The 21656-nt window shown below is 33.7% G+C and carries 20 protein-coding genes; 17 read left to right on the forward strand and 3 right to left on the reverse strand.

The window, feature by feature from the left end; translation table 11 throughout:
• Positions 1-6 precede the first annotated feature (6 nt).
• The 12 genes from ACFO3N_RS13305 (at position 7) to ACFO3N_RS13360 (ending at position 15289) form a co-directional block, all read left to right on the forward strand.
• Positions 7-2277, forward strand: a complete 2271-nt coding sequence (locus ACFO3N_RS13305; protein ID WP_379798431.1) for a patatin-like phospholipase family protein — start codon at positions 7-9, stop codon at positions 2275-2277.
• 317 nt (positions 2278-2594) lie between these two features.
• Positions 2595-3752, forward strand: a complete 1158-nt coding sequence (locus ACFO3N_RS13310; protein WP_379798433.1) for a homogentisate 1,2-dioxygenase — start codon at positions 2595-2597, stop codon at positions 3750-3752.
• A gap of 173 nt (positions 3753-3925) precedes the next feature.
• A complete protein-coding gene (gene hppD / locus ACFO3N_RS13315; protein ID WP_198855313.1) occupies positions 3926-5086 on the forward strand; it encodes a 4-hydroxyphenylpyruvate dioxygenase in 1161 nt (386 codons plus the stop codon).
• Positions 5087-5383: 297 nt separating this feature from the next.
• Positions 5384-6154: a DUF3108 domain-containing protein gene (locus ACFO3N_RS13320; RefSeq protein WP_379798435.1), complete on the forward strand. Its 771-nt coding sequence runs from the start codon at positions 5384-5386 to the stop codon at positions 6152-6154.
• Complete coding sequence (locus ACFO3N_RS13325; protein ID WP_095928425.1) at positions 6154-7095, forward strand: tryptophan 2,3-dioxygenase family protein; 942 nt, start codon at positions 6154-6156, stop codon at positions 7093-7095. Before ACFO3N_RS13320 ends, ACFO3N_RS13325 begins: the two co-directional genes overlap by 1 nt.
• A 26-nt stretch (positions 7096-7121) precedes the next feature.
• Complete coding sequence (locus ACFO3N_RS13330; protein WP_379798437.1) at positions 7122-8345, forward strand: M23 family metallopeptidase; 1224 nt, start codon at positions 7122-7124, stop codon at positions 8343-8345.
• 35 nt (positions 8346-8380) lie between these two features.
• Complete coding sequence (locus ACFO3N_RS13335) at positions 8381-9001, forward strand: hypothetical protein (protein WP_379798439.1); 621 nt, start codon at positions 8381-8383, stop codon at positions 8999-9001.
• Between the two features lie 28 nt (positions 9002-9029).
• The gene (locus tag ACFO3N_RS13340; RefSeq protein ID WP_379798441.1) at positions 9030-9362 is read left to right on the forward strand and encodes a hypothetical protein; all 333 of its coding nucleotides are present in this window, start codon (positions 9030-9032) and stop codon (positions 9360-9362) included.
• 112 nt (positions 9363-9474) lie between these two features.
• Complete coding sequence (gene pgi, locus ACFO3N_RS13345) at positions 9475-11118, forward strand: glucose-6-phosphate isomerase (protein WP_379798443.1); 1644 nt, start codon at positions 9475-9477, stop codon at positions 11116-11118.
• A gap of 321 nt (positions 11119-11439) precedes the next feature.
• Positions 11440-14178 (forward strand): TonB-dependent receptor, encoded by a 2739-nt coding sequence (locus tag ACFO3N_RS13350; RefSeq protein WP_379798445.1) that lies wholly within the window; start codon positions 11440-11442, stop codon positions 14176-14178.
• Between the two features lie 108 nt (positions 14179-14286).
• Positions 14287-14709: a hypothetical protein gene (locus tag ACFO3N_RS13355; RefSeq protein WP_248728595.1), complete on the forward strand. Its 423-nt coding sequence runs from the start codon at positions 14287-14289 to the stop codon at positions 14707-14709.
• Positions 14710-14800: 91 nt separating this feature from the next.
• Positions 14801-15289 (forward strand): septal ring lytic transglycosylase RlpA family protein, encoded by a 489-nt coding sequence (locus tag ACFO3N_RS13360; RefSeq protein ID WP_379798447.1) that lies wholly within the window; start codon positions 14801-14803, stop codon positions 15287-15289.
• 29 nt (positions 15290-15318) lie between these two features.
• On the opposite strand, the gene ACFO3N_RS13365 is transcribed toward ACFO3N_RS13360, so the two are convergent.
• Positions 15319-15774, reverse strand: a complete 456-nt coding sequence (locus ACFO3N_RS13365; RefSeq protein WP_379798449.1) for a DinB family protein — start codon at positions 15772-15774, stop codon at positions 15319-15321.
• A gap of 78 nt (positions 15775-15852) precedes the next feature.
• On the opposite strand from ACFO3N_RS13365, the gene ACFO3N_RS13370 reads away from it, so the two are divergent.
• The 5 genes from ACFO3N_RS13370 (at position 15853) to nadD (ending at position 19047) form a co-directional block, all read left to right on the forward strand.
• Positions 15853-16200 carry an arsenate reductase family protein gene (locus ACFO3N_RS13370; RefSeq protein ID WP_095928433.1) on the forward strand — a complete coding sequence of 116 codons (348 nt, stop codon included), beginning with the start codon at positions 15853-15855 and terminating at the stop codon, positions 16198-16200.
• Between the two features lie 95 nt (positions 16201-16295).
• Positions 16296-17156, forward strand: a complete 861-nt coding sequence (locus tag ACFO3N_RS13375) for a YicC/YloC family endoribonuclease (protein ID WP_095928434.1) — start codon at positions 16296-16298, stop codon at positions 17154-17156.
• A 2-nt stretch (positions 17157-17158) separates the two neighbouring features.
• The gene (locus ACFO3N_RS13380) at positions 17159-17755 is read left to right on the forward strand and encodes a hypothetical protein (protein WP_379798452.1); all 597 of its coding nucleotides are present in this window, start codon (positions 17159-17161) and stop codon (positions 17753-17755) included.
• A gap of 26 nt (positions 17756-17781) precedes the next feature.
• Positions 17782-18354 carry a guanylate kinase gene (gmk, locus tag ACFO3N_RS13385; RefSeq protein WP_250834881.1) on the forward strand — a complete coding sequence of 191 codons (573 nt, stop codon included), beginning with the start codon at positions 17782-17784 and terminating at the stop codon, positions 18352-18354.
• Between the two features lie 111 nt (positions 18355-18465).
• Positions 18466-19047, forward strand: coding sequence for a nicotinate (nicotinamide) nucleotide adenylyltransferase (nadD, locus tag ACFO3N_RS13390; protein ID WP_250834880.1), 582 nt, complete (start codon positions 18466-18468; stop codon positions 19045-19047).
• A 192-nt stretch (positions 19048-19239) separates the two neighbouring features.
• Here nadD and ACFO3N_RS13395 read toward each other — a convergent pair whose 3' ends face one another.
• Both ACFO3N_RS13395 and ACFO3N_RS13400 read right to left on the reverse strand, forming a co-directional pair.
• Positions 19240-20709 (reverse strand): nicotinate phosphoribosyltransferase, encoded by a 1470-nt coding sequence (locus ACFO3N_RS13395; RefSeq protein ID WP_320495607.1) that lies wholly within the window; start codon positions 20707-20709, stop codon positions 19240-19242.
• Positions 20710-20720: 11 nt separating this feature from the next.
• The gene (locus ACFO3N_RS13400) at positions 20721-21656 is read right to left on the reverse strand and encodes an ADP-ribosylglycohydrolase family protein (protein WP_379798455.1); all 936 of its coding nucleotides are present in this window, start codon (positions 21654-21656) and stop codon (positions 20721-20723) included.

The raw sequence follows: 21656 nt of genomic DNA on the forward strand, positions 1-21656 counted from the left end.
GTTTTTATGCGTTCATTCCAACTGTACATTTCAAAAATTTGTTTCAAAGGAGCTTCTTCGTGCGCATTCTCATTTGTTTTATTGCTGACTTTTTTGTTTTCGTCCAAATCATTTTCGCAGGAAACAAAAAAAGATAGTGTCAAAAGACCCAAAATAGGATTAGTTTTAAGTGGCGGCGGCGCCAAAGGTTTTGCACATATTGGAGTTTTGAAAGTTTTGGAAGAAGCTGGAATCAAAATCGACTACATTGGCGGAACCAGTATGGGCTCTGTAATTGGCGGACTTTATGCTTCTGGCTACAATGCTTCTCAAATCGATTCTATTTTCAAACGAACCAACTTCGACGAATTAATAAACGATTATATTCCGCGTTCTTCTAAGAATTTTTATGGCAAGAAGAATGACGAGTTATATGCGATTGTCTTGCCTTTCAGTAATTTCAGAGTCGGCATTCCAGAAGCACTTTCAAAAGGAATGTACAATTATAATTTATTAAGCAGTTTAACAAGAAATGTACGTCACGTTCGCGATTTCAACAAACTGCCAACTCCTTTTTTATGTATTGGAACTAATATTGAAACGGGCGAAGAAGTTTTGCTCAACAAAGGAAATCTGGTTCAAGCCATGATGGCGAGTTCGGCTTTTCCTTCCCTATTTACACCAGTTGAAATTGACGGAAATTTGTTGGTTGATGGTGGCGTTGTCAATAATTATCCCATACAAGAAGTTCGCAATCTCGGCGCAGATATTATTATTGGTGTAGATGTTCAAGACGATTTGCTGAAAAGAAAAAACCTAAAAAATGCCACACGAATCTTGGTTCAGATTACCAATCTGCAATCCATCGAAAAAATGAAAAGCAAGATAAAGGACACAGATGTTTACATCAGACCTGATATTCGCGATTTTGGAGTTATTTCATTTGACCGAGGAGAAGAAATCATTAGAAAAGGAGAAGAAGCCGCTTTTGCAGTTTATGAAAAAATCAAAACTTTGAGCGATGAAAACCACTTTTACAAAAAGCCAAAATTAAAAGTTGAAACAGACACACTTCATATTCAAGACATAAATACTGATAAATTAGATAATTACACCAAAGAATATATTCGCGGTAAACTTCGTTTTAAACCAGGAAGCACCATAACTTATGATGGACTTAAAGCTGGGATAAACAACTTAAATGCAACACAAAACTTTAGCACTATCTCCTATTGCCTTCAGCCAGATGGCGATAAGGACGATTTGGATTTGGTTTTAAGAGAAAATCCAACACAAACGTATCTAAAACTTGGTCTTCATTATGATGGCCTTTACAAAAGTGCGGTTTTATTAAACCTAACTCATAAAAAGACTTTTTTAAAAAACGATGTTACTTCTTTGGATATAATTTTGGGTGATAATTTCAGATATGATTTTAACTATTATGTCGAAAATGGTTTTAACATCAGTTTTGGCTTCCGTTCGAGACTAAATCAATTTAATAGAAATGTAACAACTAGTTTGAGTGGTGTTCTTAAAGAGAATCCAAATTTCAACCTTATTAATGTTGACTTCATGGATATAACCAATCAGGCTTATTTTCAGACTATTTTTGTCCAGAAATTTTTAATGGGTGGTGGATTAGAATATAAGTATCTAAAAATTAACTCCCCGACACTTACCAACGAAGATAACATAATTGAAAAAAGCAATTATTTTAGTGCCTTTGCTTATTTAAAATACGATTCGCTAGACGAAAAATATTACCCAAGTTCTGGATTATATTTTTCTACAGATCTGCAAACCTATATGGCATCATCAGATTATACAAAGCAATTTAAACCTTTCTCGATTGCGAAAGCCGAAATATCAGTTGTTAGACCGCTATTTAGAAAAGCAACTATAAAATTTGGAGCCGATGCTGGTTTTAATATTGGCAGCGACAGTGTTCCGTTCTTTGATTTTATATTTGGTGGTTATGGCTACAACAAAATAAACAATTTCAATTATTTCTACGGATACGATTTTCTAAGCATTGCCGGCAACAGTTATATTAAAACTGATATTAATATTGATTACGAAATCTTCAAAAAAAATCACATTAATTTATCTGCTAATTTTGCCAACTTAGGAGATGATATTTTTTCTTCTGTCGATTGGGTCTCTATGCCAAAATATACAGGATACGCAATTGGTTATGGTTTAGAAACCATCATTGGACCTATCGAAGTAAAACAATCTTGGTCTCCAGAAATGTCAAAAAGCTTTACATGGTTTAGTATCGGGTTTCAATTTTAGTATTATAACCGAGAATACTTCAATAAAAACAGTGTATTTTTTTACATCATAAAAATTAAATCAAAAAAACTAAGTTATTTTATAGTTATAAATAATATAATTTTTATTTTTACTCCGAAAAAATTACGACATTTGTTATAATGAAAACAAATTGGACAGGTTTATTAGAGTATCTTCAATTTCTTATTAAGAGAAATCCAGAATAATGCTTCTATCGAATTGAGATAGTTAGTCAATTGGAAAAATTGAACTGATTATTCACTCTGCAATTCAAATTTTCGAATTATCTAATTTACTAATTATCTAATTGAAAAGCCATGCCATTATATCACAAACTCGGAGAATTTCCGCAAAAGCGACACACCCAATTTGAAAAACCAAACGGAGGTTTTTATTATGAACAATTGTTCGGAACCGAAGGTTTTCATGGACATTCGTCGCTATCTTATCACGTACACAGACCAACTCAGGTTAAAGAAATTTTAAACTCTTATTCGGTTGACCCTAAAATTGCAATCGGAAAAAATATAAAATCGCTTCTTTTTAAGGGTTTTGAATTAAAACCCGAAAATGATTTTCTGGACAGCCGAAAAGCAATGCTTGTCAATAAAGACTGTATTATTGGTTTGGCTGCGCCTAAAGAATCGCTTCGTAATTATTTTTATAAAAATGCCGATGCCGACGAAATGCTCTTCATACATAGAGGAAAAGGAAAATTAAGAACCATGTTAGGAAATATTCCGTTTGAATATGGTGACTATTTAATTATTCCACGCGGTATTATTTATCAGATCGATTTCGAAACAGAAGACAACCGATTATTTTATGTAGAATCTTATTCTCCTTTTTACACTCCAAAACGTTATAAAAACCAATCTGGACAGCATTTAGAACATTCTCCATTTTGTGAGCGTGATTTTATTTTGCCTAGCGAATTGGAAACTCATGACGAAAAAGGCGATTTTTTAATTAAAATCAAAAAGGAAGGAATGATTCATGAAGTGGTTTATGCCACACATCCGTTTGACGTTGTAGGCTGGGACGGCTACAATTTCCCATACGGATTTTCAATTCATAACTTCGAACCTATAACTGGACGTGTACACCAACCGCCTCCAGTACACCAAACTTTTGAAACGGCAACTTTTGTCGTTTGCTCATTCTGCCCAAGACTTTACGATTATCATCCGAAAGCCATTCCGGCGCCATACAATCACAGCAATATTGATTCTGACGAAGTTCTATATTATGTAGATGGCGATTTTATGAGTCGTAACAATATTGAGCAAGGTCATATTACTTTACACCCAAAAGGAATTCCGCATGGACCAGCGCCAGGCGCAATGGAACGAAGTATTGGTCATAAAGAAACTCAGGAATTGGCCGTAATGGTGGATACTTTCCGTCCATTAATGGTTACTGAAGAAGCTATGGGGCTTGATGATGGACAGTACTATAAATCTTGGGTTGAATAAATTTCACTTTCGATCTAACCGCAAAGTTCGCAAGGATTTTACGCAAAGATCGCTATAAAAAACTTTGCGAACCTTGCGATTTACTTAGCGCCTTTGCGGTAAAAAAACAAATTTTAAACACAACATTTCGGAAAAATCAATTAAACGATTAACCGATTAAACAAATAAACATCATGTCAAAAGAAGTAAAATCAGTAGAATACGGATTAGAGAAAATATTTGAAGGAGCGCAAGATTTCCTTCCATTATTAGGAACAGATTATGTAGAATTTTATGTGGGAAATGCCAAACAAGCTGCACATTATTATAAATCTGCATTCGGGTATCAGTCATTAGCTTACGCTGGATTAGAAACTGGAGTAAAAGACAGAGCGTCTTATGTTTTGAAACAAGATAAAATTAGAATTGTTTTGACTACGCCTTTAACAGCAGATTCTCCAATAAACGAACATTTGAAAAAACATGGTGATGGTGTAAAAGTGGCTGCTCTTTGGGTTGAAGACGCTACAAAATCGTACGAAGAAACCATGAAGCGTGGTGCCCGTTCTTTTATGGAACCAACGGTTGAAGAAGATGAATTTGGACAAGTAGTTCGTTCTGGAATTTATACTTACGGAGAAACGGTTCACATTTTTGTAGAAAGAAAAAATTATAATGGGGTTTTCTTGCCAGGTTATAAAGAATGGAAATCTGACTTTAACCCAGAATCAACTGGATTAAAATACATCGACCACATGGTTGGAAACGTGGGTTGGAACGAAATGAATACTTGGGTAAAATTCTACGAAGAAGTAATGGGATTCGTGAATTTCCTATCTTTTGATGACAAACAAATCACTACAGAGTATTCTGCTTTGATGAGTAAAGTAATGTCTAATGGAAACGGAAGAATTAAATTTCCAATCAACGAACCGGCAGAAGGAAAGAAAAAATCGCAGATTGAAGAATATTTAGATTTTTATGGCGGACCTGGAATTCAGCATATCGCCATTGCCACAGACGATATTATTAAAACGGTTTCACAACTTAGAGCACGTGGTGTTGAATTTTTATCGGCTCCTCCACACGCATATTACGAAGCAATTCCTGAAAGATTGGGTGTTCATATGGACATGATGAAAGAGGATTTGAACGAAATCGAAAAATTAGCAATCATGGTCGATGCCGACGAAGATGGTTACCTTTTACAAATTTTTACAAAGCCAGTTCAAGACAGACCGACGCTTTTCTTCGAAATTATTCAAAGAATGGGTGCAAAAGGGTTTGGTGCAGGTAACTTTAAAGCCCTTTTTGAGTCTATCGAAAGAGAGCAAGAATTGAGAGGAACGCTATAAAATGTTAATTTTGATGCACAAAATCACATAATTCGCCAAAAAACGATGCTTTTTTTGCAAATGTTATGTTAAACTTGACTTTTGCTATTTTATTTTTGAACTTTCTATCTATCTTTGCACCGCAAATCAGGAAGGGGTGGTTTCCTTCCGAATTGATATAAATTTCATAATTTATAGTTTTTTGGTTAGTTAATAGCATAAAAACTCAGTCATTTTTGACTGAGTTTTTTTGTTTTGGTACATTTGGAATAGAATTTGCATTTGTCTATCTTTATAATAAAATGTAAAGAATGTACTATGAAAAAGCTCTTCCTCACTATATTAGCACTAACAATACTCTCATTTGCGCCTCAAAAAGAAGATGCCTTCGATACTGGAGAATATTTCAAATTTAGAATACATTACGGAATTGTAAATGCGGGCTATGCTACTCTTGAAGTTAAAGATGCCACGATAAACAACAAAAAGGTATATCACTCTATTGGAAAAGGCTACACAACTGGAATGTCTAAATTTTTCTTTAAAGTAGAAGATTTATACGAAAGTTATTTCGACAAAGAAACAGGAAAACCCTATCGTTATGTTAGAAAAATTGACGAAGGCGGCTACACCAAAAATCAAGAAGGTTTTTTCAATCAAGCAGAAAATAGAGTTTTAGTAAAAGACTATAAAAGAAAATCAGAAAAAACGATTCTAGTATCAGAAGATGTACAAGATATTGTGTCTGCATTTTACTTTTTGAGAAACCATCCCAATATCGATAAACTTAAATCTGGCGAAGCCATTACAATCGATATGTTTTTTGATGAAGAAATCACAAAATTTAAGTTAAAATTTGTAGGCCGTCAAGATATTACGACTAAATTTGGAACCGTTTCTACGATGGTCTTTAAGCCATTGGTACAGACAGGTAGAGTATTTAAAGAAAAAGAGAGCTTAACACTCTGGATAACAGACGATGTAAACAAAGTTCCTATAAGAATTAAAGCAGATTTGGCCGTCGGATCGCTTAAGGCAGATCTTGATGATTATAAAGGATTACAAAGTCCACTTAAAGTAAAAAAATAATGAACCCTACAGATAATTCTGAAGCACTTTTAAAAGAAATTGATCTTAAATTTCAAGCCATAAATCAAAAAACTGATGTTCAATTAGAAGGATTGCTTTGGGCTAAACCTATCACATATTGGGATTATATTCAGACCGATGCCCTTTTAAATCTGCAAATTCAACGCACCACACTTCCTGACGAAATGGTATTTATCATGTACCATCAGGTAAACGAATTGATTTTTAAAATGATTCTGTGGGAAATTGATCAGATTGCCGAAACAGAAAACATTCAAGTTGATTTTTTTAGCGAAAGACTATCAAGAATCACAAGATATTTTGACATGCTTACCAACTCTTTCAGTATTATGGAAAATGGTATGGAAGTAGATCAATACATGAAATTTAGAAATACGCTTACTCCTGCCAGCGGATTCCAGAGCGCTCAATATAGAATGATCGAATTTGCTTCGACTGATGTGATCAATTTGACAGACCGCAGATACAAAGCAAACTTTGACGAAAATACCGATTTAGAAACTAGCTTCGAACATCTTTATTGGCAAGCTGCCGGAAAAGATTATCATACTGGCGAAAAATCATATTTGCTAAATGAGTTTGAGAAAAAGTACAAAGAGCAGTTTTTAAGACAAATGGCTTCCTTTAAAACCAAAAACCTTTGGCAAAAATTCATCCAATTACCTATTGAAGACCAACAAAATACAGAACTAATTGCAGCAATGCGCCATTACGACAAAACGGTAAACATTACTTGGGTAATGCAGCACCTTAATACGGCTAGAAAATACATTTTAGAAAGCGGAAAAGGTAACGGAGAAGCTACTGGAGGAAGTGATTGGCAAAAATATATGCACCCAAAATACCAAAGACGCATCTTTTTTCCTAAATTGTGGACCGAAGAAGAATTGTCCAATTGGGGAAATGAAACCGAAGTTTAATTTCACCACAAAAAAATATTAAAAGTTTGAAAAAAGCAGTCGTAATTTTAATTGTCTTGTTTTCTATTTTTTCATGTAAAAAAGCAGAAGAAAAAGTAGAAACAAAAATTACTAAACCAGCAGCAACCAAAAAAATAGAATTCGGTTTTAATTACGCAGACTTTAATGTTGTTAATGATACTATTTCAAAAGGAGATTCTTTTGGCTCCATACTCCAAAGTCAAAATATTGGAGATAAAAAAGTACATGATATTGTAGAACAGGTAAAAGATTCGTTCAATGTCAGAAGCATTCGTTATGGCAAACCCTTTACTTTACTTCGTTCTAAAAACAAAACGAATAATCTTCAAGTTTTTGTTTATCAGCCAGACGCCTTAAGTTATTATGTTATTGATTTAAGAGATAGCGTTGCAAAAGCATATAAAAAAGTAAAACCTGTTTCTCTAAAAAGAAAAATGATTGGTGGCGTTCTTAAAAGTTCATTATCAGAAACTTTAGGAAACGAAAGTGTTGAAACAGCTTTGGCCAGCAGAATCACAAAAGTATTTTCTTGGTCTATTGACTTTTTTAAACTTAAAAAAGGAGATCGTTACGGATTAATTTTCACTGAAAGATTTATCAACGGAAAAACGTATGATGGTGTTGAAGATCTTGAGGCTGCATTTTTTGAATATAAAGGTAAAATCATTTACGCCTTCCCTTTTGCAAGAGACACCACTTCTGGTAAAGTTGAATATTATGATGATGAAGGAAAAACACTTAAAAACTTTTTTCTAAAAACTCCAATTAAATTCAGCCGAATCACTTCAAGATTCACCATGAACAGATATCATCCCGTTCAACATACTTGGAAAGCGCATAAAGGAACAGACTACGCAGCTCCAACAGGAACACCAATTTCTACAACCGCATCTGGAGTTGTTGAAGCTACAGGATATACTGCAGGAAATGGAAACTTTGTAAAAGTAAAACACAACGGAACCTACTCTACCCAATATTTACATATGTCTAAAATCTTGGTTCGCCGCGGACAGCGCGTTACTCAAGGTCAGACAATTGGTTTGGTAGGAAGTACAGGTCTAGCTTCTGGTCCTCACGTTTGTTACCGTTTTTGGAAAAATGGAGTACAAGTAGATGCTCTTAGACTGAATCTTCCAACTGGAGAATCTTTGACAGGAAACGACAGAACTCGTTTCATGAAACAGATGGAGCCTTTAAAAAGAGAATTGGATAGCATTGGAAATCTGTAAACAATTCGTTTTTATAATCTTTTTGATTTAAAGTCATGAAAAATGAACGTCTTAAAGCCATGTATCATGAAACTTTTTCTGGTTTAAAATTATTTTACAGAGACGCAAATCTTCCTGAAAATCTAATTTTAAATTATAAAGTCGGACAGATTATTCAGGAAAAAGGTTTTACTGATATGAGTTCGATTGGCGGAGGACTTTCGAGCAACCTTAGATATTTAATCGCAAGTGCTCACGCAAAAGATTTATCAAAATTCAATCCTGACTCATCAAAAATTGGTCATTTTCTATTAGATTCAATTGCTTATTTTAAAGTATTAGACATTCAGAAGATTGGAGATAAAACTCAAATTTTTCTTTTGAATATTCCAGACAATTCAATTTCGCTTTTCAAAAATTCATCTTCAAACTTAGAGGAAGAAATTATAGAAAAAGCTCAAAAACGCTTTCGCGAAAAAATAGATTTATCTTTAGTTTCAGAATTACAAACCGAAGAATGGAAAGAAAGAACAAAATCTCCTCTCGGAATGGACGAAAGCGGAAAATTATTTTTTGACGATTCTAAAATTAAAACCGAATCTCCAAAAAGAATAGATGTTGATGTCTCCAAGAAAATTATAGAAATTAACAAAAAGCCTTGGTGGAAATTCTGGTAAAAATTTTTTCTTAAACTCTTATTTATTCATGCAAAAATCCTTTCTGATATTTTTATCATTATTAGCCGTAGGATGCTCCAATCCAAAAGTTTTTATTTTAAATGAAAAAGAAGAAAGCAAATATTTTGTACAGCAACTAGTTAGCACTGCCTTCGAAAAAGATTTAATTGGAGAATCGCCTTTGATTGTAATAAACGGAATTCCATTTAAATACAACAAAAAACAAGACACCATCTTCTTGCCACTTAAAAAACTGGACATTATTACTTTAGACTTTATAAACAAAAACAGCAGCCGTATAATTTATAATGAAAAGGAAAACGATGGAGCTATCATTATAACTTCCAAAAATCAAAAGTGATAATTCATAAAACGTTTTCGTAACTAATTGTTATATAATCGCAAACCGCTCCCCTTTTAAAAGTTATTTCAGTATTTTTGTGTTTCAGAAAACAAACTCAATTATAGATAAAATGGCTTTAAACACAACAAACCCAACTGGGACTGAAGCGTGGAAAAATCTACAAAACCACTATAACGCAATTCACGAAACCACAATACAAGAATTGTTTCAACAAGATAGTGCCCGTGCTGAAAAATTCAATTTACAATGGAATGATTTTTTAGTAGATTACTCAAAGAACAATATTAGTCAGGAAACTGTTTCTCTTTTATTAGAATTGGCAAACTCGATCGGACTGAAAGATGCAATCGCACAATATTTTGGAGGAGAATTAATCAATCAGACAGAAAATCGCGCTGTTTTACATACTGCATTACGTGCTCCAGAATCGGCAGTCATTAAGGTTGATGGAGAAAATGTAATTCCAGAAGTTTACGAAGTAAAAAATAAAATCAAAAACTTTACAGAAGAAGTAATCTCTGGGCAAAGAAAAGGATATACAGGAAAAGCTTTTACTGATGTTGTAAATATTGGTATTGGAGGTTCTGATCTTGGTCCAGTAATGGCGGTTGAAGCTTTACAATTTTATAAAAATCACCTAAACACACATTTCGTTTCAAATGTTGATGGTGACCACGTAAATGAAGTTATCAAAAAACTAAATCCTGAAACGACACTTTTCGTGATTGTTTCTAAAACTTTTACTACTCAGGAAACACTTTCGAATTCAGAAACTATTAAAGAATGGTTTTTGAAATCGGCTACTCAGGAAGATATTGCGAAACACTTTGCAGCAGTTTCTACAAACATTAAAAATGTAACAGAATTCGGAATTAATCCGGACAACGTTTTCCCAATGTGGGACTGGGTTGGAGGAAGATTTTCTCTTTGGAGCGCAGTTGGTTTAAGCATTGCATTAGCAATTGGTTTTGACAATTACAATCAATTGTTAGTTGGAGCAAATGAAATGGACGAGCATTTCAAATCGGCAGAATTCGACGAAAACATTCCAGTTATTTTGGCTTTATTAAGCGTTTGGTACAATAATTTTTATGGTGCTGAAAGCGAAGCTTTGATTCCATACACACAATATTTACACAAACTTGCTCCTTATTTACAGCAAGCTTTTATGGAAAGCAATGGAAAAAGTGTTGGCCGTGATGGCAAATCTGTGAACTATCAAACTGGAACAATCATTTGGGGAGAGCCAGGAACAAACTCACAACACGCTTTCTTCCAATTAATTCACCAAGGAACAAAAAGAATTCCAACAGACTTTATCGGATTTGTAAAACCTCTTTACGGCAATGAAGATCACCATGATAAATTGATGTCTAATTTCTTTGCTCAAACAGAAGCTTTAATGAATGGTAAAACTCCAGCTCAAGTTCAAGCAGAATTTGACAAACAAGGACTTGCTGCTGAAAAAGCATCTTACTTATTACCATTTAAAGTTTTTACAGGAAACAAACCAACTAATACAATTTTAATTCAAAAACTTACTCCAAAAAGCTTAGGATCCTTAATCGCATTATATGAGCACAAAATATTTGTTCAAGGTGTGATCTGGAACATCTTTAGTTTTGATCAATGGGGAGTTGAATTAGGCAAGCAATTAGCAAATTCAATCTTAGACGAGATCAATTCTAAGACTGTTAAAAATCACGACAGTTCGACTACATTTTTGTTAAATCATTTCTTAAAAAACAAATAGAAACATTATCTTAAGTATTCTATAACTTTTGAAACGTCCTAATTACTAGTAAAATTAGGACGTTTTTTGTATAAAATTCCGACAAAAGACAGAAAAATCCGCTAATTTACATTTTTAACATTGCTTAACTATGGAAATAATTACAGTTTTAACAAAAAAGCATTGCATAAATTCAACAAATCAATATTTTTTTTAATAAAAAGAGAAAAATTCATTTTAATGCGCAGCACAAAAAGCAAAACTTGTTTTTCTTAACATTTCGATAACATTATCTGAGTTATTTGTTATAATTTTGCCAAAAACAATAAACTCAATAACAAAATGAAGAAAATGAAAAATTGGTTACTGACCGGACTATTCTTTATGATAGTTTCAACCGTATTTTCTCAAGGAAAAGTTACTGGTAAAATTACCGACGGAACAGGTGGATTACCAGGAGCAAATGTAGTGATCAAAGGATCTACTACAGCAACTTCAACAGATTTTGATGGTAAATTTACTCTTACTTCAACATCAAGCACAGGAGAGATTGTTATCTCTTTCTTAGGTTATGACAACCAAACTGTGAAATTTAATGTGTCTAACGGCGCAACTACAAACTTAGGAACTATCACTTTGGTTTCTAACTCAAACGAATTGAGCGAGATCGTAGTTAAAAGTAGCACAGTAGATATTGCAAAAGACAGAAAAACTCCTGTTGCAGTATCAACAATTAAAGCTGCTGAAATTCAGGCAAAACTAGGAAACCAAGAACTTCCTGAAATGTTAAAAAGCACTCCATCTGTTTATGTAACTAAATCTGGTGGTGGATTTGGAGATTCTAGAATCACAATTCGTGGATTTAGCCAAAACAACATTGCGGTAATGGTTAACGGTATGCCAGTTAACGACATGGAAAACGGTGCTGTTTACTGGAGTAACTGGGCTGGTTTATCTGACGTTACTTCTTTCATTCAAGTACAAAGAGGTTTAGGTTCTTCTAAATTAGCTATTGCTTCTGTTGGAGGTACTATGAACTACGTAACTAAAGCTTCAGATTTGAAACAAGGTGGTACAGTTGGTACTTCTTTTGGTAACGATAATTTCTTCAAATCTAACGTTGCTTACAACACAGGAAAATTAGATAGCGGATTCTCTGCTTCTGTATTATACAGCCACACTCAAGGTGACGGATATGTAGATGGAACTCAATTTAACGGAGATAACTACTATGTAGCTCTTGGTTATACTACAAAAAATAACAAACACGATTTCCAATTTACAGTTACTGGTGCTCCACAATGGCACGATCAAAGATCTACATTTATCACTATTGCACAGTATCAACAATATGGTTCAGTATCTGATCCAAACATTAGATATAACTCTGATTGGGGATACAAAGATGGTCAGGCTTTCAACATGGTAAGAAACTACTACCACAAACCTGTTACTTCATTAAACTATGATTTCCAAATTAATGAAACATCTAAATTATCTGCTGTTGCTTACGCTTCTTTCGGACGTGGAGGAGGATCTAGAGGAACTGGATTTATTAAAGGATTAAATTATGCTAACGCTGCATTTAGAACTGCAAACGGTTTAGTTGATTATGACAAAATCGTAGCTTATAATTCAGGTGAAACGGTAATGATCAATGGAGCTGCTTCTACTCGTACAACAACAGGTACGACTGGTCAATACCAAAATACTTCACTTACTGGAAACAATACTACAAATGGTATTTCTCAAATTTCATCTGTTAACTCTCACAACTGGTATGGAGCAATTGTTAACTTCAACAAAAAATTCACAGAAAATTTAACTTGGGATTTAGGAGTTGACGTAAGAGGATACAAAGGTCTTCACTACCAAAACGTAAACAACCTTCTAGGAGCAGATGCATTCGCTGACAATTTTGATGTAAACAACCCAAATAGAGTTTTATACGGGACATATTCTACATACCCAGCTTGGAATGTATTCAAAAGCACTGACAAAGAAGAAAAAATCAACTTCAACAATGACGGTGACGTAAGATGGTACGGAGGATTTACTCAATTAGAGTATACTTCTGATAAATTTACTGCATTCGTTCAAGGTGCACTTTCTCAACAAGGATTCAAAAGAGTTGACTATTTCAAATATGCAGCTGGAACTCCATTAGCAAGTACAGATTACGAAAACATCTTAGGTGGTAACGTAAAAGGTGGTGTTAACTACAACATCAACGAGCACCATAATGTTTTTGTTAACTCAGGATACTACTCAAAACAACCATTCTTTAATGCAGTTTACCCAAACAACAGTTCAATTGTAGCTGGTAACTTAACAAACGAAAAAATCTTTGCTGTTGAAGCTGGATATGGTTTACGTACAAGTAAATTTACTGCAAATGTTAACTTATACAGAACTTCTTGGAAAGACAGATACCAAAGATCTAATGATGGTGCTGCTGATAATCCAGGTGGTTACTTTGATTTCGCTGGAATTACAGAAATCCACTCAGGTATTGAGATTGATGGTACTGCTAAAGTGCTTGACAAACTTACTATTACAGGTATGCTATCTCTTGGAGATTGGAAATATGAAGGAACAAGTACAAGTAACCGTTACGATTCAGCTAACAATCAAATTGGAACTGGTTCAACATTATTCCTTGACGGTGTAAGAGTTGGTGATGCTGCTCAAACAACTGCTGCTTTAGGAGCAACTTATGAAATCTTACCTCGTTTTACTGTAGATGCAAACTACAACTATGTTGACAAATTGTATGCTGCTATCTCTCCAGGAAACTTTACTAAAGAAGATAACAGAGGTGCATTACAATTACCATCTTACGGTACTGCTGATGCTGGTTTATCATACAAATTGTTAGTAGGTAGAAACAAAAGCAACTCAGTAGGTTTCAGATTAAATGTAAACAACCTTTTTGATTACACTTACATTGCTGAAGCAAAAACAAATATATTTGCTGCTGATGTTCCTACTGTTACAACTTACAAAGGTATTGCTACTACAAACCAAGTATACTTTGGTTTCGGTAGAACTTGGAACTTCGCATTACGTTACGATTTCTAAGAATTTAGAATCTAAATAAATAATAAAAACGGCATTGACTTTTAAGTTTAATGCCGTTTTTTTATAGCCTTTTTTGTTATATTTGTTTTTGAACAAAAAACACAGTTTATGTATAATTTTCTACAAAAATTTCACTCTGGCTGGGCGTACTTAGCATTGCTTCTTTTAGTAATTGCAGTTGTTAACGCTATTATCGGAGTAACTTCAAAAAAAGAATTTACTGGTAAGGATCGTAAAATTGCTTTATTTGCTTTAATTGGTACACACACTCAATTATTGATTGGTTTAATCTTATATTTTGTTTCTCCTCTTGGAAAAGCAGCATTTGGACAAATGTCTAATGCAGAATTAAGATTAACATCATTAGAACACCCTCTAATTAATATTATTGCTATCATCTTGATAACTATCGGATGGTCTAAACATAAAAAATTAATCAATAGCGAAGCTAAATTTAAAACCTTTGCTATTTTTTACGGATTAGGATTATTGCTTATTTTAAGTAGAATTCCATGGAACCTTTGGTTCTAAAAAATACCAATTAAAAGCCCTTAATGAGGGCTTTTTTTATCTCGGCATATTATTTGTACAAACTCCCCCCAAGTCTGAAAAAGAATAACCCATGAGAAATAAAAAAAACATTTTATTCGCCACAATCGCTTTAACCTTAATTAGCGGCTTTACGTATGTCATAAGCCAAACCAAACCTACAACAGAACCTAAAATCATTCAAGATACTGTTAAAAATGTAAAACCAGTTATTATTCCGTTGCCGGATTCTGTTTTTACCGATAAAGGTTTAAAACTAAGACCATACAAGAAAAACGCTCATGCTTCCTACTACGCAGATCGTTTTAATGGAAAAAGAACCGCTAATGGAAGCAGATTTAACAACAACAACTATACTGCAGCTCATAAAAAACTTCCCTTTGGAACAAGAGTTAAAGTAACCAATGAAGCCAATGGAAAATTCGTTATTGTAAAAATTACAGATCGCGGACCTTTTGTAAAGACTCGTGAAATCGATTTGTCTAAAAGAGCTTTTATGGATATTACAAAACACAAAGGTGCCGGAGCTATGAAGGTTACCATTGAAACCATAATTGAATAAAAAAAGTCCCGCTTAAAGCGGGACTTTTTTTAAACCAATTTTCTTAATGCCATTGCGACTCCACTATGAAGCCCTTCGTGGTAATTATTAAAATCCAAGGCTCCTTGAACATGACGAAGCGTGAAACCGATACTAGTAGTATATTCGTGGTAATCAACAAAAAGTCCGCTCTCAAAATCATTTTTTGTTTTTTCTAATGTTGTAGAAAGCAATGTTCGAATCTCATCAACTTCAGCTTGAGAAACATCTCCTTCTGGTTTGGTTCCTTTTCTGTATTTGTTAATGAAATCTTCAGAAACCATCGTCGGAAGGCCCGATAATTTATAAACCAAAACCTGCTGCGACGAAATACAATGCCCTATATTCCAAATAATATTGTTGCTAAAACCATCTGGAACTTTGTTTAATTGTTCTAACGAATGACTGTCTAAGATTTTCAAGAGAATTTCTCTAATAGTTTTCTGTACATCAAAAACTGAACTCATAATTTTATTTTTTTTCTAAAATTAATCATTTTTAAGCTTCAAATGGATTTTCTTTGTATTCTAACAAATTCACAAATAATGAACAAAATATATTACTTAGCATCCTGTGATACTTGTCGTAAAATCATTAAAAGTCTTCCAGAAAACAATTTAGTTTTTCAAGACATTAGACAAGATCCAATTACAGAAGAACAACTGGAAGAAATGTATAAACTTTCTGGAAGTTATGAAGCGTTATTTAGCAAAAAGGCTCAATTATACAAGTCAATGGGATTAAAAGAAAAATCTTTGACTGAAGCCGATTTTAAAAAATACATTTTAGAGCATTATACTTTCTTAAGCCGTCCGGTTTTTATTATTGACGGAAAAATTTACATTGGCAACAGCCAAAAAAATGTAGCCGAAGTTATAAATGCACTAACGTAAGAATAACCGCAAATTTTGATCTATAAAACTGATTCACAATTTACAACGTAACACATCAAACTTTTATTTATCTTTGCGCCTTTATACTCAATTATATGATACAATCTATGACAGGGTTTGGCAAAGCTTCTTTGCAATTGCCTACAAAAAAAATCACCGTTGAAGTAAAATCTCTAAACTCTAAAGGTTTAGATTTAAATGTAAGAATGCCATCGGTTTACCGTGAGATGGAACTTGGATTGCGAACTCTTATTTCGACTAAGTTGGAAAGAGGAAAAATTGATTTTGCAATCTATGTAGAAAGTACTGCAGAACAAACTTCAACTAAAGTAAATGTACCTGTCGTAAAAAATTATATTGCGCAGTTAAAAGAAGTAAATCCAAATGCTGATGAAACTGAATTAATGAAAATGGCTGTTCGTATGCCTGACACATTAAAAACAGAACGCGAAGAAATTGATGAGAATGACTGGGAGCAGATTCAGGTTATTATTGATGAGGCACTTCAAAACATTTTAAACTTCCGTAAAGACGAAGGTGAATCTCTTGAAAAAGAATTCAATTTAAGAATTGGAAACATTCGTCAATTCATGAATGATACCTTGGCACTTGATCCAGAACGCGTACAAGCAATTAAAGATCGTCTGCAGACTGCAATTTCAGAATTACAGGTTAACGTTGACGAAAACCGTTTTGAGCAGGAATTAATCTATTATTTAGAGAAACTGGATATTACCGAAGAAAAAGTTCGTTTAGGCAATCATTTGGATTACTTTATAGAAACCCTTAATGGAACTGAAGCTAATGGACGAAAACTTGGTTTTATCACTCAGGAAATGGGACGTGAAATCAACACAATGGGATCTAAATCAAATCATGCTCAAATGCAGAAATTGGTGGTGATGATGAAAGATGAATTGGAGAAGATTAAAGAGCAAGTATTGAATGTGCTCTAAATATGAGATCTTATTTAATCTTTTTCTTTTTCATAATTCTCAAATGTTTTGGTCAAGAAGTATCTGAAATAAATAAGGTTTTAGAAATACCAGATAATTTAGAATATCAACAAGAAATACGTATTTACGAAGATTATTCTATTGGAAATAGAATTGTTCTCTTTAGAATGTTCAATGATAAAGCGGATGGGTGGATAGTTCAGAAATTTTGGTATCAAAAAGATTTCAAAAGTGTAACCAAAATTGACCAATCAAGTTTTCCAAAGGAAAGCAGTGGAAAGCTAAAACCAGTAAATGCAGATTTAATTTGGCTTAAGATACTAATTACAAATGTTGAATTTCTTCCAAATATGGAAGACATCAGATATAAATTTGGAAAGCCTGAAATTACATCCTATAAAGGAGAATTTGAAATTAAAACTCGTAAAAAAATTGCTTTAGACGGAATTGGCTATAAAGTATATATTAGGAACGGAAAGAGTAAAAACAGTTTTTTCTTTGATAATCCAGAAATATACTTAAAAGATTATCCAACTGTCGATGAATTAATTTCATACAATGAATTACTATCTGTCTTAAAAAAAGAATTAGATTTCTAAAATGACAGATCACACATAAACACACAATGAACAAAGGAAAATTAATTGTTTTTTCGGCACCGTCTGGATCTGGAAAGACAACTATCGTAAAACATTTATTAGGTCAAGAAGATTTAAATCTTGAATTTTCGATTTCGGCAGCATCACGTGCACCACGTGGTGAAGAAGTAGACGGAAAGGATTATTATTTTATTTCGTTGGAAGAATTCAAAAAACACATCAAAGCTGAAGATTTCTTGGAATGGGAAGAAGTGTATCGCGACAACTTCTACGGAACTTTAAAATCGGAAATTGAAAGAATCTGGGCTTTAGGAAAAAATGTCATTTTTGATATTGACGTGGTTGGTGGCCTTCGTATTAAACACAAATTTCCAGAAGAAACTTTGGCTGTTTTTGTTAAACCTCCAAGTGTTGACGAATTAAAACGTCGATTAAAACAACGTTCTACAGAAAGCGAAGATAAAATCAATATGCGCATCGCAAAAGCTTCTGTAGAATTGGCAACAGCGCCTCAGTTCGACGTGATTATCAAAAACTATGATTTATCAGTTGCTCTTGAAGAAGCACATCAACTGGTAAAAGATTTCATAAACAAGTAATTTTATTCCACAGAGATACACAAAGAAAAAACACAGAGATTCGCAAAAGTATTATTTTAAACTTTGCGAATCTTTGTGCTATCTTAGCGACTCTCTGTGAAACTATAAAAAATGAAAATAGGTCTTTACTTCGGAACATACAACCCTATACATGTTGGTCATTTAATCATTGCGAATCACATGGCCGAGTTTGCAGATTTAGATCAGATTTGGATGGTTGTTACGCCTCATAATCCGTTAAAAAAGAAATCGACTTTATTAGACGACCAACAGCGTCTGCAAATGGTTTTTCTGGCCACAGAAGATTACACAAAGATAAAACCGTCTGACATCGAATTTAAATTACCTCAGCCGAGTTATACCGTTATCACGCTCGCTCATTTACAAGAGAAATATCCAACCCATGAATTTTCATTAATTATGGGCGAAGACAATCTGAAAACGCTTCATAAATGGAAAAACTATGAAGTGATACTGGAAAATCATGATATTTATGTATACCCAAGAATTTCTGATGAACCTGAAAATGTCGAGCTAAAATCGCATCCCAAAATTCATGTAATCGATGCGCCAATTGTAGAGATTTCTTCGACTTTTATTCGAAACAGCATTAAAGAAGGTAAAAACATTCAACCTTTATTGCCTCCAAAGGTTTGGGAATATATTGATCATAATAATTTTTATAAGAAGTAATTCCCCGAACAGTTTACATAATCTTGTCATTTCGACCAAAGGGAGAAATCACACAAGAAACTCCGCAAAGGGCATCCTATCTTTGTCGATTTACGAGTGTGATTTCTCCCTTTGGTCGAAATGACAAACAGAACGTAAAAATTCAAATCACAAAAAAAAGCCTGAATTTAAAATTCAGGCTTTCGTTTATAATTAAGCTTCGATACTTACTTCACTTTTTACTCTCGTTCTGATTTCACTCAGCGATTGATCAACCAAAAGTTTTCCATCTCTAAAAACTTCTTTCAATTCGCCTTGTTTTTCTTCTTCCCAAGAAACATTATCTGTTAAATGATACTTGCCATCGATTAAATCGATTTTCATCAATCCTTTAGCCGATTTTTTAGTTCCGTCATCTGTAATCGGATCTTTGAAGATGGCTCTTCCTTCTCCGTTTACTTCTCCGTAAGTTGCTTTCATCGCAAATCCGAACGTATCTCTGGTGTTGTATTGATACGTGAAAGAACCAATTCCAAGAACAACATTCGTAGAAGCAAATCCTTTTTCTTTTAATCTTTCGCAGATTTGAGTTGCTCTTGCTACTGTAATACTGTCTCCGTAAATAGCTCCGATTTGCGGAACCAATTCTTTAAATCCTTTAGCATTTGTAGTTCCTCCAAAAACATCCCAAAGTAATTCGATAACGCCTTTTTTCTCTTGTTCTGTTTTTCCGTTCGGATTTCCGCAGATAATATCAACTGGATCACCGCTGTCAGGACGAATTACGACTTTACCTTCTCTTGAAACGATTTCTTCTTTTAATCTTGGAAGATAATCCGTTAAAACTTTCCATAAATCCCAAGTATCTGAAACGATAGAAACAATTCCTTTTGGATATACTTCTGTAATTAACCTTTTGAAAGTTTCGTACTCCCCTTCTGTTGTTCCCATACACATAACAGAATGTTCTGTTGCTGCTACTGAACCTGCAACCAATTCTTGATCTGAATTGGCATTATAATATTCTTCTAAGAAATCAATTGCAGGAATCGTGTCAGATCCTGTAAAGCTTAATAAATGTCCAGCTGCAGAAGTCAGAGCTGCTTCTATTCCGCCCATTCCTCTCATTGAGAAATCATGCGCCTGCCAATCTACAAATTCTGGAACAGAAGAAGTTTCTGCCGCATATTTGTCCAATACTTTTCTGTATTCTTTCGCGATGGTTGCTGAATTACAAGGTAACCAAACTACTGCAGAAAGTAACGTTTCGAAATAATTCGTCAACCAGAAAAATTCTGGAATCGTATTATACATCGTAAACATTGGAACTCTCAACGGAACGCTTGCGCCTTCTGGCAAAGCTTTGAACACCATCGGAATATATCCTAAATCGTGTAAATCTTCTATATGTTTAGTTCCAACTAAATTTTCGCCTAAGTAATTATTGATTCTGCGAGAATATTTTTTAATCACTTCTTCTTTTGGCTTTTTGAAGAAATCCTCTTCGAAGTCATGAATGATATATTTTTTAATGAAATACTGCAATCCAAAAAAGATTACCTCATCAACTGTTTCAATTCTTGATTTTCTTGGTGTCCAGTTAGAATATACAATTGTGGTTCCGTCTGGGTATTGTCTTCTGTGGTCAACTTTGTAACCGTCAGTTAATAGTAGTGGGTTCATATATAAGTTATTTATATTTTATTTGATAAGCGTTCTGCTAAATCTTTTATATCGTTTGTTCGTACTAAATTCTCAATCCATTTTTGCGGAATATTCTCGATTCCGTAATAAATTCCTGCCAATCCTCCTGCAATTGCACCGGTTGTATCTGTATCTTGCCCTAAATTAACTGCTTTTAAAACAGTTTCTTCATAAGAATTCGAATTTAGAAAACACCAGATACTCGCTTCTAAACTATGAAGCACATAACCCGAAGAATGAATTTCGTTTTCATTGTATTTTGAAATATCATTTTTCAAAATTCTATCAAATAATACGATTTCAACAGGATTAAAACTTTTATCTTCCAGAAATTTAGAAAGAACAAGTTGGGTATTTTTATAAGCTTCGAATTTATCTTTATCTTTTAAGATTTCCAAACAATAAACCACGCAAATAAAACAAGCAAATACAGATCTGAAATGCGCGTGTGTTATAGATGAAACTTCTTTTACTTTTTGATAAATAACTTCAATATTATTTTCTTTTTGAAGATAAAAAACCAATGGTAAAATACGCATTAAGGAACCATTTCCGTTATCGCTTTCAGAAAATCCTCCGCATAAATCGGGCTGATGTCCTTTTGCTATATTTAAAATTGCATTTCTGGTTGCTATTCCAATATCAAAAACCTGTCCATGTGGTGTCCATAATTCTGCGCTATACCATTTTACAAAGTTCCTTGCAATATCATTCAAGTCATAGCCTGAACATAAACTCTCCGCTAAACAAAAAGCAAGTGAACTATCATCGCTCCAAGTTCCAATTGGCTGATGATGCGTTCCAAAACCAAACATTTCTGTAACTGGATTTTGTTTTAAATAAGCTCGAGATTGAAATTCAACCGGAACTCCCAAAGCATCACCAACAGCCAGGCCAAATAAACCAGATTCTATTCTATTTTTCAT

Origin of the sequence: Flavobacterium chungangensis (genome assembly GCF_042654045.1) — a bacterium.
Classification (GTDB): domain Bacteria; phylum Bacteroidota; class Bacteroidia; order Flavobacteriales; family Flavobacteriaceae; genus Flavobacterium; species Flavobacterium chungangensis.